Annotated in this window: 16 protein-coding genes; 10 read left to right on the top strand and 6 right to left on the bottom strand. The window is 68.8% G+C overall.

Going from position 1 to position 17,556, the window contains the following annotated elements; translation table 11 throughout:
- Positions 1 to 39 precede the first annotated feature (39 nt).
- Genes BN11_RS04240 through BN11_RS04230 form a run of 3 tightly spaced genes read left to right on the top strand, consistent with a single transcriptional unit; the run spans position 40 to position 4,144 of the window.
- The gene (locus BN11_RS04240) at positions 40 to 1,434 is read left to right on the top strand and encodes an amino acid permease (RefSeq protein WP_048694912.1); all 1,395 of its coding nucleotides are present in this window, start codon (positions 40 to 42) and stop codon (positions 1,432 to 1,434) included.
- Complete coding sequence (locus tag BN11_RS04235) at positions 1,431 to 2,687, top strand: serine hydrolase domain-containing protein (protein ID WP_083433517.1); 1,257 nt, start codon at positions 1,431 to 1,433, stop codon at positions 2,685 to 2,687. Before BN11_RS04240 ends, BN11_RS04235 begins: the two co-directional genes overlap by 4 nt.
- Entirely contained in the window at positions 2,684 to 4,144 is a 1,461-nt protein-coding gene (locus tag BN11_RS04230) for a biotin carboxylase (protein ID WP_048694904.1), read from the top strand. The genes BN11_RS04235 and BN11_RS04230 overlap by 4 nt, the downstream gene beginning before the upstream one ends.
- Here the strand turns inward: BN11_RS04230 and BN11_RS04225 are convergent.
- On the bottom strand, positions 4,080 to 5,699 hold the full coding sequence (locus BN11_RS04225) for a PucR family transcriptional regulator (protein ID WP_157043964.1): 1,620 nt from the start codon (positions 5,697 to 5,699) through the stop codon (positions 4,080 to 4,082). The two genes, BN11_RS04230 and BN11_RS04225, sit on opposite strands and share 65 nt — an antisense overlap.
- Positions 5,700 to 5,871: 172 nt before the next feature.
- Here BN11_RS04225 and gabT point away from each other — a divergent pair, with 172 nt between their 5' ends.
- The 4 genes from gabT to BN11_RS04205 are packed head-to-tail and all read left to right on the top strand — an operon-like array spanning position 5,872 to position 11,067.
- Entirely contained in the window at positions 5,872 to 7,233 is a 1,362-nt protein-coding gene (gabT, locus tag BN11_RS04220) for a 4-aminobutyrate--2-oxoglutarate transaminase (protein ID WP_048700772.1), read from the top strand.
- 5 nt (positions 7,234 to 7,238) lie between these two features.
- A complete protein-coding gene (locus BN11_RS04215; RefSeq protein WP_048700770.1) occupies positions 7,239 to 8,726 on the top strand; it encodes an aldehyde dehydrogenase family protein in 1,488 nt (495 codons plus the stop codon).
- Positions 8,711 to 9,886 (top strand): CaiB/BaiF CoA transferase family protein, encoded by a 1,176-nt coding sequence (locus BN11_RS04210; protein WP_048694898.1) that lies wholly within the window; start codon positions 8,711 to 8,713, stop codon positions 9,884 to 9,886. Before BN11_RS04215 ends, BN11_RS04210 begins: the two co-directional genes overlap by 16 nt.
- A complete protein-coding gene (locus BN11_RS04205; protein ID WP_048694894.1) occupies positions 9,883 to 11,067 on the top strand; it encodes an acyl-CoA dehydrogenase family protein in 1,185 nt (394 codons plus the stop codon). Before BN11_RS04210 ends, BN11_RS04205 begins: the two co-directional genes overlap by 4 nt.
- Positions 11,068 to 11,113: 46 nt before the next feature.
- Here BN11_RS04205 and BN11_RS04200 read toward each other — a convergent pair whose 3' ends face one another.
- The 3 genes from BN11_RS04200 to BN11_RS04190 form a co-directional block, all read right to left on the bottom strand.
- A complete protein-coding gene (locus tag BN11_RS04200; protein WP_048694892.1) occupies positions 11,114 to 11,827 on the bottom strand; it encodes a LemA family protein in 714 nt (237 codons plus the stop codon).
- An 87-nt stretch (positions 11,828 to 11,914) separates the two neighbouring features.
- On the bottom strand, positions 11,915 to 12,469 hold the full coding sequence (gene pyrE / locus BN11_RS04195; protein WP_048694889.1) for an orotate phosphoribosyltransferase: 555 nt from the start codon (positions 12,467 to 12,469) through the stop codon (positions 11,915 to 11,917).
- Between the two features lie 57 nt (positions 12,470 to 12,526).
- On the bottom strand, positions 12,527 to 13,294 hold the full coding sequence (locus BN11_RS04190) for an SDR family NAD(P)-dependent oxidoreductase (protein WP_048694887.1): 768 nt from the start codon (positions 13,292 to 13,294) through the stop codon (positions 12,527 to 12,529).
- Between the two features lie 64 nt (positions 13,295 to 13,358).
- Between BN11_RS04190 and BN11_RS04185 the strand changes: the two genes are divergently transcribed.
- Together BN11_RS04185 and BN11_RS04180 are read left to right on the top strand one after the other, a co-directional pair.
- Positions 13,359 to 14,144 carry an exodeoxyribonuclease III gene (locus BN11_RS04185; RefSeq protein ID WP_048700766.1) on the top strand — a complete coding sequence of 262 codons (786 nt, stop codon included), beginning with the start codon at positions 13,359 to 13,361 and terminating at the stop codon, positions 14,142 to 14,144.
- Entirely contained in the window at positions 14,137 to 15,033 is an 897-nt protein-coding gene (locus tag BN11_RS04180; protein ID WP_083433516.1) for an alpha/beta fold hydrolase, read from the top strand. Before BN11_RS04185 ends, BN11_RS04180 begins: the two co-directional genes overlap by 8 nt.
- A gap of 6 nt (positions 15,034 to 15,039) precedes the next feature.
- Here the strand turns inward: BN11_RS04180 and BN11_RS04175 are convergent, their stop codons facing one another.
- Entirely contained in the window at positions 15,040 to 15,582 is a 543-nt protein-coding gene (locus BN11_RS04175) for a peptidase associated/transthyretin-like domain-containing protein (RefSeq protein ID WP_201329212.1), read from the bottom strand.
- Between the two features lie 45 nt (positions 15,583 to 15,627).
- On the opposite strand from BN11_RS04175, the gene BN11_RS04170 reads away from it, so the two are divergent.
- Positions 15,628 to 16,542 (top strand): AEC family transporter, encoded by a 915-nt coding sequence (locus BN11_RS04170; RefSeq protein ID WP_048694881.1) that lies wholly within the window; start codon positions 15,628 to 15,630, stop codon positions 16,540 to 16,542.
- A 9-nt stretch (positions 16,543 to 16,551) separates the two neighbouring features.
- Here BN11_RS04170 and BN11_RS04165 read toward each other — a convergent pair.
- The coding region (locus BN11_RS04165) for an MFS transporter (RefSeq protein WP_048694878.1) at positions 16,552 to 17,556 on the bottom strand (1,005 nt) is incomplete at its 5' end.

Raw genomic sequence — 17,556 nt, 5'->3', positions numbered from 1 at the left:
CAGGAATCAGAGCCTGCAAGGTTGGTGGAGGTCAGAAGAATGACAGCGACAACGGACGAGGTGCGGACCGACGGTCTGCACAAGGGTCTGCGGCAACGGCACCTGACGATGATCGCGATCGGCGGGGTCATCGGAGCCGGCCTGTTCGTCGGCTCCGGGGTCGTGATCAACGAGGCCGGCCCCTCCGCCTTCATCACCTACGCCCTGTGCGGCGTCTTGATCATCATGGTCATGCAGATGCTCGGGGAGATGGCAGTGGCCAAGCCACACACCGGATCCTTCTCGCAATACGCCCGGGACGCCCTCGGCAACTGGGCGGGCTTTTCCGTCGCCTGGCTCTATTGGTACTTCTGGGTCATCATCGTCGGCTTCGAAGCCGTCGCCGGCGCGAAGATCCTCCAGTACTGGATCGATCTCCCGCTCTGGGTGATGTCGCTCGTCCTGATGCTCTTGATGACGGCGACCAACCTCTACTCCGTCAAGACGTTCGGCGAGTTCGAATACTGGTTCGCCGGCATCAAAGTCGCCACCATCCTAATCTTCCTCGTCACCGTGACCCTGTTCGTCCTCGGGTTGTGGCCGGGGGCGCAACTCGACTTCAGCAACCTGACAGCCCACGGCGGGTTCTTCCCCAACGGCAAGTCGATCATCCTCGCCGGCATGGTCACGGCCATCTTCTCGATGGTGGGGGCGGAGATCGCGACGATCGCCGGGGCCGAGTCCGACGACCCCGAGCGCGCCGTGACCAAGGCCACCCGCTCCGTCGTCTGGCGCATCTCGCTCTTCTTCGTCGGTTCGGTGTTCCTCCTCGCCGTGATCCTGCCGTGGAATTCCACCGAACTCGGCGCCTCGCCCTACGTCAGCGCGTTCGAGAAGCTCGGTGTCCCGTATGCCGCGAACCTGATGAACGCGGTCGTTCTCACCTCGGTGCTCTCGTGCCTGAACTCCGGGCTCTATACCGCATCGCGGATGCTCTTCGTCCTCGCGCGTGAGGGTGAGGCTCCGCAGCGGGTGACCCGGATCAATTCCCGGGGCGTGCCGATCTACGCGATCCTGCTCTCGACGATCGTCGGCTTCCTCTGCGTCGTCGCCGCCTACCTCTCCCCCGAGGGCATTTTCAGCTTCCTCATCAACTCCTCGGGCGCTGTGATCCTCTTTGCCTACATCCTCATCGCCGCGTCGCAGCTCGTCCTGCGCCGGCGGGCGGAGGCCGAGGGCCGGGAACTGAAGTTCAAGATGTGGGGCTTCCCCTACCTGACCATCCTCACCATCGTCGCCATGCTTGCCATCCTCGTCTCGATGGCCTGGCGGACGGACACCCGCTCGCAAATCACTCTCGGCCTTGTCTCGTGGGGCGCGCTCATGGTCGCCTACGTGATCATCCGGGCCCGCAAGAAGGCGCCGCTGACGTCCGACGTCCCCGCGACGTCATGACTGGGTTGGCCACCATCCACCCGCTCTCACCCGGTGCGCACGAGCGGGGGGTGACCCTCGACAACTGGGCCGAACCGCCCCAGAACCGGTGGACTTTCCTGCACCTCGACGAGGTCCTGGCGACAGTCCGGATCCCCGCGTCGTCGCGCCCCGAGCCGTTGGCGGTGGACATGGCCCCGCTCACGGACCTCGTCAGCCCACGCTACGACCCGACCGGGCGGATCGTCGGGCACGCGCCGATCTGGAAGGTGCTGGCGGAGACCTTCACCGACGCCTTCCTCGTCCTCCATCACGGGCGGCTCAAGACCGAGTCGTATGCCGAATCGATGACTGCCTCGACCCGCCACCTCCTGATGTCGGTCACCAAGACCGTCGTCGGCGTGATCGCCAACGCCCTGGTGGACGAGGGGTTGCTCGGGTTCCACGACCGCGTCGGGGACGTCATCCCTCAACTGCGGCAATCGGGGTTCGCCGGGGCCACCGTGCGCGACATCCTCGACATGCGCTCCGGTGTGCGGTTCAGCGAGACCTATCACGATCCCGACGCCGACGTCTACCGGATGGAGCACGCCATCCATTGGCGCACCCCCCGGGCCGATGTCCCGACCACCCTGCACGACTTCCTCGCGACCTTGCCGCAGGAGCGGGAGCACGGCGGGACCTTCCACTACCGCTCGAGCGAGACGAACGTGCTGGCCTGGCTGTGCGAACGCGCGGCCGGCACCGACCTGGCCACCCTCATCCACGAAATGGTGTGGGAGCCGATGGGCGCCGAGGACGAGGCAGCCATCACCGTCGACAGCGTCGGCACCGCGGTCGGCGACGGCGGCATGTGTGCCACCGCCCGCGACGTCGCCCGCTTCGCCGAGATGTTGCGACACAGCGGCATCAGCCCCTCAGGACGCAAGGTCGGCCCGAGCTGGTTCACGACGGACACCCTCTTGGGCACCGAGGACTTGCGGACCGCGTTCGCGGAGACCTCCTCCCCGACGGGGATGCCCGGCGGCCACTACCGCAACCAGGTGTGGGTGCCCTTCCCCGACCGCACCACCTTCCTCGCCCTGGGGATCCACGGACAGATGGTCTACGTCAACCAGCGCGCCGCGGTGACCGGCGTCAAGCTGTCCACGTGGCCGACCGCGCGGAACGCGGCCTACTTCTACGACAGCCTCGCGGCCTTCGAGATCATCGCCGCCCACCTCGGCAAGACCCACTTCGCCGCCCATCCAGCCGCAATCCGGGAGCATCGATGAGACCCACGCACGAACTGCGGAATATCTCCGAGATCCGCACCTTCTACCGGACCAATGACGAGCCCATCTACTTCGTCGGGCCGACACCGTTCAACCTTCTCGGGCTGGACCGGTGGGTGCGCAACTTCAACTACGTCACCTACTACGACCCGTGGGACGGGGAGCACCCGCGGATCATCACGCCGGCCAAGGTCCCCGACACGACGTTCACCTCCTCGGAGCAGATCACCAACCACCTGCTGACCTCCGACGAGGTCCGCACGAAACTCGCGGCACGCGGGGGCGTCCCGCGCGTCATGGCGGTCTTCATCGACGAGGAGACCGAGGCCATCTGCGCCGACCTGGGCTACCAACTCACCTTGCCCCCGGTCGCCCTGCGCAAACGTCTCGACTCCAAGCTCGAGACCACCCGGCTCGGCAACGAGGCCGGCGCTCCCAGCGTCCCGAACACGCTCGCCGCCGCCGACAGTTACGAGCAGCTGCTCAGGCTCGCCGCCGACGCCGGGCTCGGTGAGGACCTGGTCATCCAACTCCCCTACGGCGACTCCGGGAAGACGACGTTCTTCATTGCCGGACAGGAGGATTGGGACAGGCACGCCAAGGATCTCGCCGGCAAGGAGGCGAAGATCATGAAGCGCATCCGCAACACCGCGCTCGCGGTGGAGGCCTGCATCACCCGGCACGGCACCATCGTCGGCCCGTTCATGATCGACCTCACCGGATACGACACGATGACGCCCTACAAGGGTGGGTGGTGCGGCAACGACGTCTTCCCCGGGGTGATGAGCGCCAAGCAGCGCACCGCCGCGACCAGCCTGGTCCGCCGGCTCGGGGACCGGCTCGCTCTCGAGGGCTACACCGGCTTCTTCGAGGTGGATACCCTCATCGACCTCGACACCGACGAGGTCTACCTCGGCGAACTCAACCCGCGCATCTCCGGGGCCTCACCGATCACGATGGTCACCGCCGGTGCCTATGCCGACCTGCCCCTCTATCTCTTCCACCTGCTCGAATACATGAACGTCGACTACACGATCGACGTCGACGAGATCAACGAGCGCTGGAGCGAACTGGCCGCCATCGACCAGTGGAGCCAGCTGATCATCAAACAACCCGAGGACGAGGTCAGCCAGATCCTGGCAGCCCCCCGCACCGGGACGTGGGGGATCGAGCCGGGCGGCGGGCTCGCCTACCGGCGCCCGTCGCGGGACTGGCACGGATTGGAGGACGAGAGCGAGCTGTTCTTCATGCGGGTCTACGGCGCCGGCGACTACCTGTTCAAGGGAGCCGATCTCGGGATCGTCATGGCCAAGTGCCGGATGCAGACCGATGATCCCAAGACCCTCACGCCCCGCTGCGAGCAGATCGTCGCCGGCCTGCGATCGCAGTACGTCAGCGCTTCTTTGAGCGAGCCGGCTTTGCCGATGCCTTCCCTGTTGGGAGGGAAGGCCCTTTAGCCTTGTCCGCCGCGCCGGCCGAGGTGAGACTCAACAGTTCCCTTGCCTTCAGGGCGAGCCAAACCTCCGCGCGTTCGGAGGCGGAGGTGAGATCGCGCCCGAGAAGTGCCGAGATCCGGTCGATGCGGCTGCGGAGGGTATGCCGGTGCACCCCGAGGGCGGCCGAGGTCGCCTCCCACTGACCGCCGTGGGAGACGAACTCGTTGGTGGTGCGCAACAGGTCTCCCGGATGTCCGTGAACCGCGGCATCCAGCGGGGAGAGCACCGATCCGGCGATGGCCGCGAGCGTGTCGCGGGACTGGGTGCCGAGCAAGAAGTCGAAGATTCCGAGGTCGGAGAAGTCGACGACCTCGCCGGGGTGTGAGGCGGCATACCGTGCCGCGGCGCTGGCCTGCCGGAAGCTGTCCAGCACCGCGGACACGTCGACCGACCCGCCGACGCCCGCGGACAACGGTTGCGCACGTTCCCGTTCCAGTGCCGCGCGAGCCACCTCGGCGACCTCCGCGATGGACTGCGCCGGCGCCAGCACGGCGAGGCCCTTGGAGTTCGCCATGATCAGGACGGGCACGCCGGTGGCGCTCAACGCACTGTCGACGAGCGCCTCGGCGGCCCGCGGAGCGCCGGTATCGACGAAGGCGACGACCGCCACGCGCTGCTCCGGCGTGAACCCGACATACCGCAACAGGCCCAGGTCCGCCTCACCGCCGGGCCGCAAGAGGGACCGGAACAGCATCCGCCGCAGCCGCATCTCCGCCTCGCGCAGGTGCGCCGGACGGTCGAGGAGAAGGGCCAGCAAGGTGGCAGCATGCGCGACGAGTAGCCGCTCGTTGGGCTGCAACTGGCGCCGCCGGCCGACGGCGAGCACCCCGGCTCCTTTGACCTTGCCGAGCTTCTGCACGATCAGGTAGCCCTCGTCGTCCACGTGACTGAAGCTGCGTTGGCGCGATGCGCCGCGACGACCGCCCTCAGACAAATGCTTGCCCACGCGCTCGGCCAGGGCCTTGCTCTTCGGGCCGGCCGCCTCGACGAGTTCGCCGGAGGCGTCCAGGGTGATGGCCGTCGCGGACAGCGACCGCTGCAGGCTCGACAACACCCCGCTCGAGCCGCTCACCAGCGCGGCGCCCGCCAGCCGCTCCTGGTTTCGGCTCAACTGAGCCACCTCGGCGACCTGATCCGCGGTGATCGAGGTGATGACCGCCCGGGAGATCGCGAGGAACGGGGTCGGACCCGGGATGGCGACGATCGGAAGACCGAACTCGTCACCCGCCCGGACGATCGCCTCGGGCACCGCGTGGTGAATGACGCCGGCGTCGAACGCGAGTCCGGCCAGACCGACCGCGGCGAGCCGCTCGACATACAGTCGTTGCTCGACCGGGTCGTCGGGCAGCTGCAGCCCGAGCGTCATGAGCAGTTCCCCGCCCTCGAGCCATCGCGTCGGGTCGGGCAACTCGCTCGTGTGCGCCCAACCGATGACGTTCGTCTTGGCCTGCTCGCCGGCCACCAGACGCAGGCCGAGATCTCGTTGCGAGCACAATTGCTCGATCGTCAATGGCACGGCGGTCACCTCACCCTCAAGTGGACATCTCGTCCGGAGTATGTCGGTGAACGGGACTTTGCGTCCAGAGACGCCGACTCGCGCCGCTGCCTACCGTGACAGGAAGCGCCGGGCCCGACAGGAGCCCTGCGACGACGCTACGGAGGCTGACATGGTGGCAGATATCGCAACGATGGCACCGGCACCAGGGATCCCGGTGCAGGAGGGCTGGCCCGAGCAGACCCGCATCGTGCACACCGCAATCCCCGGGCCGCGATCCCTCGCCCGGCATGCGCACCGGCAGCAGGTTCTCTCCACCGGTCTCGGGACCGTGTTGCCGGTCTTCGTCGAGCGCGCCGGCGGGGGCATCCTCGTGGACGTCGACGGCAATCATCTGATCGACTTCGCGTCCGGGATCGCCGTGACGACGGTTGGTTCGAGTGCCCCGGCCGTCGTACGCCGCGTGCGCGACCAGGTCGCCCAGGTCACCCACACGTGTTTCCTCGTGACCGAGTACGACGGCTATGTCGAGGTCGGCGAGAAGCTCAACGCCCTCACTCCGGGCACGCACGCGAAGAAGTCCGCGCTCTTCTCGACCGGCGCCGAGGCGGTCGAGAACGCCGTCAAGATCGCTCGCGTCTCAACCCGTCGCCCGGCCATCGTCACCTTCGGGCACGCCTACCACGGCCGGACGTTGTTGACGATGACGATGACGGCCAAGAACGCCCCCTACAAGGACGGCTTCGGCCCCTTCGCCCCGGAGATCTACCGCGCGCCGCTCGCCTATCCCTACCGCTGGCCGACCGGACCGGAGCGCTGCGCCACCGAGGCCCTGGCCTCCCTGGAGGACCTCGTCCTGAAGCAGATCGGCGCAAACAACACCGCTGCCATCGTCATCGAGCCGATCCAGGGCGAAGGCGGCTTCATCGTGCCGCCGGCCGCCTATCTCAAGGGCGTGGCCGACCTGGCCCGCGCACACGGAATCGTCCTGATCGCCGACGAGGTCCAGACCGGCATCGCCCGCACCGGTGAGATGTTCGCCTGCGAGCACGACGGGATCGTCCCCGACCTCATCGTCACGGCGAAGGGACTCGCCGGCGGGCTTCCCCTGTCCGGTGTGACGGGCCGGGCGGAACTGATGGACGCCGTCCCGCCCGGAGGGCTCGGCGGCACCTTCGCCGGCAACCCGGTCGCCTGCGCCGCCGCGCTCGGCGTCTTCGAGACCATCGAGAGCCTCGACCTGCTGTCCCGGGCCCGGCACATCGAGGCTGTCGCCCGGCCCATGCTCGAGGAGGCGGCTGCCGGAAACGGCTGGATCGGTGAGGTGCGCGGCCGCGGGGCCATGATCGCGGTGGAGTTCGTCATCCCCGGCACCAAGGACCCGGCCCCCGACGCCGCCGCCGCGGTGATGGCCAACTGCCATCGCCAAGGCGTCGTCACCTTGCAGTGCGGCACCTACGGCAACGTGATCCGGTTGTTGCCGCCGCTGGTGATGAGCGACGAACTCCTCCACGACGGCCTGTCCGTGCTCATCGACGCCTGGAAGGGGTTGTGATGACGATGAGCGTGCCCACCGCCGCCGCGAACGCCATCGCCACGGAGTCCACATTCGACGATGTCCAGGCCGCCGTGGCCGCCGTCTCGGTCCTCGCCCAGGTCTCTCCGGCCGAACGCGCCGGGTGGCTGGACGCGATCGCTGCCGCGGTCGAGCACCATGCCGACGAACTGGCGGCCGTGGCCGATACCGAGACCGGACTCGGCCGTGTCCGCCTCGACGGGGAGGTACTGCGGTGCGCGGCCCAGCTGCGCTTCTACGCCGACGTGTGCGCCGAAGGATCCTGGCTCGGCGTCACCATCGACCACGCAACCCATACCGGCCCCGACCTGCGCCGCATGAACGTCTCGCTCGGCCCGGTCGCGGTCTTCGGTGCCAGCAACTTCCCCTTCGCCTTCGGCACTCTCGGCAATGACACGGCCAGCGCCCTCGCCGCGGGCGCACCCGTCATCGTCAAGGGCCACCCGGCCCACCCGCAGACGCACGCAGCGTTGATGGAGCTCGCCTGTGCGGCACTGGATGCGGCCGGCGGCCCCGCCGGCACGTTATCCGCCCTCACCGGGCTGGACGCCGGCCGACAGCTGGTCCTCGCCGAGGGCATCGGAGCGGTCGCCTTCACGGGGTCCGAGGTGGCCGGGATGACGCTGCACCGCCTGGCCGCGACCCGGCAGCAGCCCATTCCCGTGTATGCCGAGATGGGCACGGTCAACGCCGTCGTGGTCACCACAGATGGCGCCGACGCGGGCGACGATCTCGCTCGAGGGTGCGTGAACTCCTTCACCCTCGGGTTGGGCCAGTTCTGCACCAAACCCGGCCTGGTGCTCGTCCCGGCCGGCAGCGGCGTCGATGTCGCGATCGCCAACCACCTCACGGCGGAGCCACCCTCCGGGGTGATGCTCACACCCGGGATCCACGAGGCCTACGACCACGGCATCGGCGCCCTGCTCGCCGCCGGCGCCGTGCCGGTCGCCCAGACGCGGGCCACCGATCCTCTCGGCCCGAATGCGTGGGTTCTCAAGGCCGATCCCGTTCTGCTGCAGCCGGGCTCACGCCTCCTCGCCGAGTGCTTCGGTCCTGTCATCCTCGTCGTCGAGTATGCCAATCGCTACCAACGCGACCAGCTGATCGCCAACCTGCCCGGTGGTCTCGTCGCCACGATCATGTCCGGCGGGAAGGGCGATGAGGAAGTTCCCGAGCTGGTGTCCGCGCTCGCGCCGGGCGTCGGCCGGGTCACCGTGGACACGTGGCCCACCGGCGTCGTCACGACGTGGGCTCAACAGCACGGGGGTCCGTGGCCGGCCACCACGGACCCCCGTGCGACCTCCGTCGGCGCCTTCGCTCTCGACCGTTTCACGCGTCCCGTGGTCTTCCAGAGCACCCCCAACGCCGCCTTGCCGACGGCCGTCCAGCGGGGCAACCCGTGGAATATCGTCCGACGCGTCAACGGGCGGATCAAAGTCCCGCACGAGGTGGCCAGGTGCCAGGTCCCCTGACCGGTCTGCTCGTCGCCGACTTCAGCCGCGTCCTGGCCGGGCCACTCGCCACGATGACCCTCGCCGACCTCGGCGCCACGGTCGTCAAGGTGGAGCGGCCAGGCACCGGAGACGACACCCGCGCCTGGGGGCCCCCATGGACCGCTCACACCAGCTCCTATTTCGAGGCACTCAACCGCGGCAAACTCAGCGTCGCCTGGGACCTCGGCGCCCCGGCCGATCTGGCGAAGGCACGAGAACTCGCCTCTCGTGCAGACGTTCTCGTCGAGAACTTCATGACGGGGACCTTGAGTCGCTTCGGCCTGGACTACGCGAGTGTCGCGGCGGTGAACCCGGGGATCGTCTACGCGTCCATCAGCGGTTTCGGGTCCGGCGCCGGGGCATCCCTCCCTGGCTACGACTTCGTCGCCCAAGCGGTCGGCGGTCTGATGAGCATCACCGGCGACGCCGGCGGCGAGCCGCAGAAGGTCGGCGTCGCCCTCGTCGACGTGCTCACCGGCAAGGACGCCACGATCGGTATCCTCGCCGCCCTTCGCGAGCGAACCGAGACCGGGAGGGGCGGGCGCGTCGAGGTCAATTTGCTCTCGAGTGTCCTCGGCGCCCTCGTCAACCAGGCCAGCGCATTTCTCGCGACCGGCGTCCCGCCACGCGCAATGGGCAACCAGCATCCGTCCATCGCGCCCTACGAGCCGCTGCGATGCCGCGACACGCACTTGGCGGTGGCCTGCGGCAACGACGGCCAGTTCGCACGGCTGTGCGCGGCGATCGGCATACCGCACCTGGCAACCGACCCGCGCTTCGCGACCAACGCCGACCGGGTCCACAACCGCCCGGAACTCATCCGCTGCCTCGAGGAGCGCCTCGGCACCGAAACGGCCGCCCACTGGGAGCATGTCGTTCGCGCGGCCGGGGTCGCCGCCGGCCCGGTCAACTCCCTCGACTCGGCGTTCGCCGAGGCCGAGGACCTGGGACTGGCACCGCTTTTCTCAGTCGGGGACGACCATCCGCGACAGGTTCGCAACCCGATCACGTTGTCGGGCAACGTTTTCGACGTATCCACGCCGCCACCCGACCTCGGTGAACACACCGCACTCGTCGAGCGCTGGCTCGACTCGTCTGACCCTTTACCCACCCTCGCACCCAGCAGGAGCCACGCGTGAGCACCCAACTCAGCATCAGTGACCGACTCGATCTCGCCGGCCTCGAAGACCTCTTCTCCGAGGATGAGCGCGCGATCCAGCAGAGTGTGCGCGCGATGTGCGAGCGCCGCATCGACCCCTATGTCGCCGACTGGTTCGAACGCGGCGAGATCGACGACATCCGCGGCCTGACCAAGGAGCTCGGCCAGCTGGGCGTCCTTGGTATGCACCTGACCGGCTACGGCTGCGCCGGAATGTCCGGGGTGGAGTACGGCCTGGCGTGCATGGAACTGGAGGCCAGCGACTCCGGCGTGCGGTCGCTGATGTCCGTGCAGGGATCCCTCGCCATGTTCGCCATCTGGCGCTGGGGCTCGGAGGAGCACAAGCAAGGGTGGCTCCCGGACATGGCGGCCGGCACCGCCATCGGCTGCTTCGGTCTCACCGAGCCCGATCATGGCAGCGACCCCGGCAGCATGCGCACTCACGCCCGCCGCGACGGCGACGACTGGATCCTCACCGGTTCGAAGATGTGGATCACCAACGGCTCGGTCGCCGACGTGGCGGTCGTGTGGGCACAGACCGACGAAGGGATCCGCGGGTTCGTGGTGCCCACCGACGCACCTGGCTTTTCCGCCCCGATGATCAAACACAAGATGTCGCTGCGGGCGTCGGTCACGAGCGAACTCGTTCTCGACGACGTCCGGCTTCCGGGCGACGCGGTCTTCCCCGAGGTGCGGGGACTGAAGGGTCCGCTCTCGTGCCTCAACGAGGCCCGCTACGGGATTACCTGGGGCGCGATGGGCGCTGCCCGGTCGGCGCTGGAGACGGCGTTGACCTACGCGGAACAGCGCACCCAGTTCGGGCGCCCGCTCGGCGGGTTCCAGTTGACCCAGCAGAAACTCGCCGAGATGTACCTCGCATACACCAAGGGAGTCCTGCTCGCGCTGCACCTCGGGCGACGCAAGGACGCCCACACGCTCACGCCGAACCAGGTCAGCCTCGGCAAGCTCAACAACGTCCGGGCAGCGCTCGACATCTGCCGCACCACGCGAACCATCCTGGGCGCCAACGGGATCTCGCTGGAGTTCCCGGTCATCCGGCACATGAACAACCTGGAGTCGGTGCTGACCTACGAGGGCACCGTCGAGATGCACACCCTCGTGGTCGGACAGGCGCTGACCGGCGAGGCCGCGTTCCGCTGAACCACCCGCCGTTGAACCACCCCGCCGTCAGCCCTGCGCTAAGCGCTCAGTTCTGGGTCGGCGGCGCCGCCTGCTGCCCCGGCTGCGGGTTGGGGACCTGGGTGTTCGGGAGCTGGCCCGGAGGCGGGGTCGTCGGGATCTGGGTCGGCGCGGTGTCCTGCGGCGAGTTGTAGCCCGAGGGCGGGGGGATGTTGTAGTTGCCTTGGCCGAAGTCGACCTTGACCGGGTCGCGCTCAATGCCCTCGACCTCGAAGTACTCCTCGCGCTTTATGTTGAACATGCCGGCGACGACGTTGCTCGGGACGGTCTCGACCTTGGTGTTGAGTTCACGCACGTTGGCGTTGTAGTAGCGCCGGGCGGAGGCGATGCGGTCCTCGGTGGAGGTCAGTTCGTTCTGCAGCGCCGTGAAGTTCTGGTTGGCCTTCAGGTCCGGATACGCCTCGGCGACCGCGATCAACCGGCCGAGGGCGGCGGACAGCATTCCTTCGGATTGGGCCTGCTGGGCGGGGCTCTGGCCACCGGCCATCGCCGCGCTGCGGGCCTTCATGACGTCCTCGAGCGTGCCCCGCTCGTGGGCGGCATACCCCTTGACCGTCTCGACGAGGTTGCCGATCAGGTCGTGGCGCCGCTTGAGTTCGACGTCGATCTGGCGCCAGGCCTCCTGGACGAGGTTGCGCTGCTTGATCAGCCCGTTGTAGACCCCGACCGCCCACAGCGCGAAGAGCACGATGATGCCGAGGATGATGAGCAACGCGATCATTGCCACTCCGTTTCGTATGCCGCGCGTGAACGCGGCCGGTCGCCTGTCGCTGCCGATCCTAACGGGCGGGCGGCGCCGGAGCCGGGATCAGGCGAGTCCGAGGTCGTCGAGGGAGAAGGCGTGGCGGTAGTCCAAGCCGGCCTCCGCGAAGCGCTCTGCCGCGCCCGTGGCCCGGTCGGCGATGGTCGCGACGGCCACGACCTCCGCCCCGATCTCGCGGGCGGCTTCGGCGGCGTCGAGGGGGGAGGCGCCGGTCGTGGAGGTGTCCTCGACGATCAGCACCCGGCGGCGGGCGATGGACGGTCCTTCGATGCGTCGCTGCAGCCCATGGGCTTTGCCGGACTTGCGGACGACGAAGGCGTCGAGCCGCTGCCCAGCCGCCGCCGCGGCGTGCAGCATCGAGGTGGCGACCGGGTCGGCGCCGAGCGTGAGCCCGCCGACAGCGTCGAAGTCCAGGTCCTTGACCAGCTCGCGCATCACCCGGCCCACCAATGGAGCCGCCTCCCCGTCGAGGGTGATGCGGCGCAGGTCGACGTAGTAGTCGGCCTCCTTGCCCGAGGACAGCGTCACTCGTCCGTGCACGATGGCCTTGGCCTTGATGTGCTCCAGTAGCGCGGCCCGGTCGGCGGCAATGTCCGTCATACCGCTCACCCTATGCAGTGACATCTCGATGGGGCCGAATCGACATCTCGACGGGGGTCAGGGTTTGCGGTGCTGGCCGACGATGCGGGGGTGGCGGGCCAGGGCTCGCGGGGTGAGCTTGAGGATGCGGGTGGCGGCCTTGTACTGCCACCCGGGCACCGAGATGACCTTGCCCTTCTCGGAGTCGAGGAGTGCCTCACGAACGAGCTTGTCCACCGGCACCCAGGCCACATCCGGCAGATAGTCCATCCCCATCTCGGCGCGCTCGTGGAACTCTGTGTGCACGAATCCCGGGCACAGCGCCGTCGCCGTCACTCCCGAGCCTGCGAGAGCGACCGACAGCGCCTCCGTGAGCACGGTGACATAGGACTTTGCCGCCGAATAGCTGCTCCCCGCAATGAAACTCGCGACGGAGGAGACGTTGATGATCCGGCCGCTGCCCCGCTCGCGCATGGCCCGGGCCGCCGTGTGCGAGAGGACCAGCACCGCTCGGCAGAGCACGTCGAAGAGCTCTTCCTCCTGCGCGAGATCGTTGTCGAGGAAGCCGCCCTTGAGGCCGAATCCGGCGTTGTTGACGAGGATGTCGACCGACCGGGCCGGGTCGGCGAGCCGGTCGGCAACTCGTTGCAGCTGGTCGCGAACGGACAGGTCGGCCACGAGGATCGCCACGGCGCAGCCGTATGCCGCCCGCAACCCCTCCGCGGTCGCCTCCAGGCGGGGCTGGTCGCGGGCTACGAGGACCAGATCATGCCCCTGCGCCGCGAGCTGGCGCGCGAACTCGGCGCCGATGCCCGCCGTCGGGCCGGTGATCAGAGCCGTCGTCATGGACGTGACCCTAGCCACCCCGCCTGGGATGCCCCGCGTGGGCCGGCTGGCCTACTGTGAGGCCGTGCGGATCGCCACCTGGAACGTCAACTCCATCCGCTCCCGGATCGAGCGCGTGGCCGCCTGGCTGGAACGCTCCGATATCGACGTGCTCGCCATCCAGGAGACCAAGACCCGGGTCGACCAGTTCCCCTTCTTCCGGTTCGAGGACTTGGGCTATGAGGTGGCTCACCATGGCTTCGACCAGTGGAACGGCGTCGCCATCGCCTCGCGCGTCGGAATGGCCGATGTGCGCGCCGGTTTCGACGGCGCTCCCACGTGGCGCGAGGCCACAGAACCCGAGGCCAGGCACGTTGCGGCGACCTGCGGCGGCATCCGGGTCAACTGCGTCTACGTGCCCAACGGGCGGCACCTGACCGACCCCCACATGGACTACAAGATCGCCTGGCTCGATGCATTGCGCGTCGCGGCAGAGGGCTGGATCACAGACGGCCCGAGCATGATCATGGGAGATTGGAATATCGCACCGAGGGACGAGGACGTCTGGTCGATGGAGTTCTACGAGGACAAGTCGCACGTCAGCCCCCGCGAGCGGGCCGCATTCGAGGCGGTCGTCGCGTCCGGGTATGCCGATGTGGTGCGCCCCTTCCTCCCCGGGCCCAAGGTTTACACCTATTGGGACTATCAGCAGTTGCGCTTCCAGAAGGGCCGTGGGATGCGGATTGACTTCCTGCTGGCCAGCCCGGACATCGCCTCCCGGGTCACCGGCGCATCGATCGACCGCGAAGAACGCAAGGGCAAGGGGGCATCCGATCATGCGCCCGTGATCGTGGAGGTGGCCGATGTCTGATCCTTTGCGCGGGCACCGGTTCGAGGTCGACGTCGAGGGTGGCGCCCGGTTGATCGGCGAGGTCTACGCGCCGGCCGGACACATCGACGCCGACACTCCCACGGTCGTCCTCGCCCACGGGTGGACGCTCAACCGCACGCTGTGGAGCCGGGTCATCCGGCGTCTCCACGACCGGCTGCCGGTGCGGATCGTCGCCTATGACCAGCGCAGCCACGGCGAGTCGACGCGGGGGAACCTGGCAGCCTCGATCGGGCAGCTCAGCGACGACCTCGCCGCCGTCATCGAGGTCGTGGCGGGCGCGGATCGTCTTGTCCTGTGCGGGCATTCGATGGGCGGCATGACCATCATCTCCTACGCCGGCCGGCACACGGAGGAACTGCACGACCGGGTCGACGGGGTGGCGCTGCTCGGAACCGCATGCGCCGAGGTGGGCCGGCCGGGGTGGTTCGGCAAGTTCGAAGCCGGTGTCATGCACGCGGCCCGGTGGGGCCCGGCCATCCCCGCCGGAGCCTTCGTCACCTCCCGTCACCAGCGTTTCCTCAACTTCGGTGACGACCCCGACCCGCGCGACGTGCGCCTGGTCCGCAAGGCCATCGCGAGCACCAAGATCCGGGACATGGGCTCCTACTTCGGCGCCCTGGAAGCGCTCGACGAGCGCGAGTCCTTGGCCGCTCTCGCCGCGGTGCCGACGGTGATCATGGTGGGAGAGAAGGACAAACTGACTCCCGTCCACTATGCCCGGGCCCTGCACGAGGGCATCGACGGCTCGACGCTTCTCGAGTTGCCGGGCAAGGGCCACATGCTCGGGTATGAGGCGACGGACCAGGTCGTCGACGTGCTCGCGGCCCTCGTCGAAGGGGAGCCCGTCCCCGAAGCCGTCAACGGCTGATCCGGCTCAGCTCGTCGAGGCGCTGCCGCCGGGCGGGGCGCCTCCGGGCTGGCCGTCGCCGCCGGGAGCGGAGCCGCCGGTGGGCTCGGTCCCCGTGTCGACAGGCGCGGTCAGCGCGATCGTGTAGCCGTTGGTCACGTCACCGGTCATCGTCGCCAATTGCGTTGCGCCGGAGTCGTCTCCGAAGACATTGTCGGTCGCCAGCGTGCGTTGGCCGAGGTTGGTCACCGAGTCCTCGTAGCCGGTGGTGGCGTGGACCGTCTCGCGCTCCGCCTGGGGTATCGCGATCTGCGAGGTCGCGATGGCGTTGGTGCTGTCGGTGATGCTGGCCTGGTCCGGATAGACCTCGAAGTGGATGTGCGGCCAGCGGCCCGAATAGCAGGCCGGGAAGATGCTCGTGAAGGACACCTTGCCGGACGCGTCCGTGACCTGGACGCCGCGGAGGTAGTTCTGGTCGGTGATCCCCTCGGAGTACATCGAGTAGGTGCCCTTCCAGATGCCGCCTGTGCAGGTCCTGTGCCTGGCCTTTTCGTCAACCGTGAGCGACACGGACAGCCCTGCGGCGCAGTGCATCCAGTGATTGACTGAACCCCGATGGCTCTCCTGCGCGCCCTGTTCGACGTCATCCTCCCGGTGGTATTGGTCGCCGGCGTGGGAGCCGTCCTCGCGCGCCGCTTCACTCTGGACCGGGCCACGATCACCAAGATCGCCCTCAACGCGCTCACGCCCGCCCTGGCGTTGCAGACGGTCTTGACGACCAAGGTGTCGGGGACGGTCGGCATCCGGCTGGCGTTGGGATTCGTCGCCTTGACGGTGCTCGCCGCGGGCCTCGGGTGGCTCGGCACGATCGGTTCCCCAGGGCGCACCCGCCGCTCGGCGGCGGTGGCCGTGGCCATCGGCAACAACGGCAATATGGGCCTGCCCATCGGCTTGTTCGCACTCGGCCAGGAAGGACTCGATCAGTCCGTCCTGATCTTCGTGCTGTCGGTGGTCATGACCTTCCTGCTCGCGCCGGCGCTCTATGGCGCGCACGAGGGCTGGCGTGGCGCCGTGTGGAATGTCCTGCGGCTACCGACGATCTGGGCCATCGCGATCGGTCTCGGGATCCGGGTCACGCACGTGACGCTGCCGACCGGCGTCAGCCGCGGCATCGAATTGCTCTCTGCAGCAACGCTCCCGATGATCCTGCTCACCCTGGGCATCCAGCTGGGCATGACGGGGCGGGTGCGCGTCACGCGGCCCGTCCTCACCGCGTCGATGCTGCGGGTCCTGGTCCTCCCGGCCCTCGCGATCCCGCTCGGGCTGGCCATCGGGCTGCGCGGCGTGCCGCTGCAGGCGTTCGTCCTATCCAGCGCGATGCCGACGGCCGTCAACGCGTTCATCCTGGCGACGGAGTACGACGGGGACGTCGAGTTCGTGGCCCACACCGTGACCGTGTCGACGCTGCTGTCCTTCGTCACGGCTGGGGTGACGACCGCCCTGCTGCCCTGGACCGGTGGCCTCGGCTGACGCCGTCGCTCATCCGAGAAGCAAAGTGTGGGTGGCGGCGCCGAGACGGCGCAGGCCGAGGCGCAGGGAGGCCAGAGCGCCGAGGGCGGCGGCCACGGCGGCACCGGCGAAGACCCAATGCACCTGGGCGATGGCGGCATCTTTGAGGGCTTCCTTGTCCGTCGGGTCGGGAAGGACCGCGACGATGGCGAAGTAGCGGTGCAGGCCGATGGCCGTCAGGAGGGCCAGGCCCAGGACCATGCCGACCATCCGGGCGACGACGACGAGCGCGCTCGCCGCGCCGTGGGCCTCCTCGCGCACGGCCGCCAGCGCAGCGTTGTTGACCGGCGCGAGCGCAAGGCCGATGCCGAAACCGCTCAGCGCCAACACGATCCACGCTCCGGCGGTGTCGAAGACGCCGCGGCCCCAGGTGGTCATCAGACCCAGCCCGAGCGTCGCGAGCGCCAGCCCGGTGGCGGAGACGACGCCGTCGCCGAGACGGCGCAGCGACCAGCCGCCCAGCAGCGCGCCGACCGGAACGGCCAGGAGGAAGCGCAGCAGCACGAACGCGGCCGCTGTCTCGTCGGCCGCATTGGCCACCCGCGCCAGCAGGGGGATGTTGACGATGACCGCCACCAGGGCCGCGCCGACGCAGAAGGAGACGACCAGCGCCCAGGCCGTACGGCCGCGCACCACGCCGTGCGGGATCACGGGATTCTCCGCGCGCCGGTGGTGCAGCACGTATGCCGCGCCGCAGACCGCCGCGACGGGCAGCAGGGCATAGCCGAGTGGCCCGACGATCTCCTTCTCCGGCTGCGCGGCCGCGAAGGTGAGGATGACGCTGCCGAGCGCGCCGGCGAGCATGGCCGCCCCGAATGGACCGGCCTGGCGCAGGATCGGCCAGGCCCGGCGGAGCGACCAGGCGAGCGCGAGCGTCACCAGGCTCAGTGCTGCGGCACCCACCGGAGTCGTCAGGCGGGAGATCGTCGACCCGAAGGGCACGAAGGGCACCCCGAACGTGACATCGGTGGCGAG

The organism is Nostocoides australiense Ben110 (genome assembly GCF_001050535.1).
Classification (GTDB): domain Bacteria; phylum Actinomycetota; class Actinomycetes; order Actinomycetales; family Dermatophilaceae; genus Nostocoides_A; species Nostocoides_A australiense.
The sequence above is the reverse complement of the archived record's forward strand: the minus strand, read 5'-3'. Positions and strand labels throughout refer to the sequence as shown.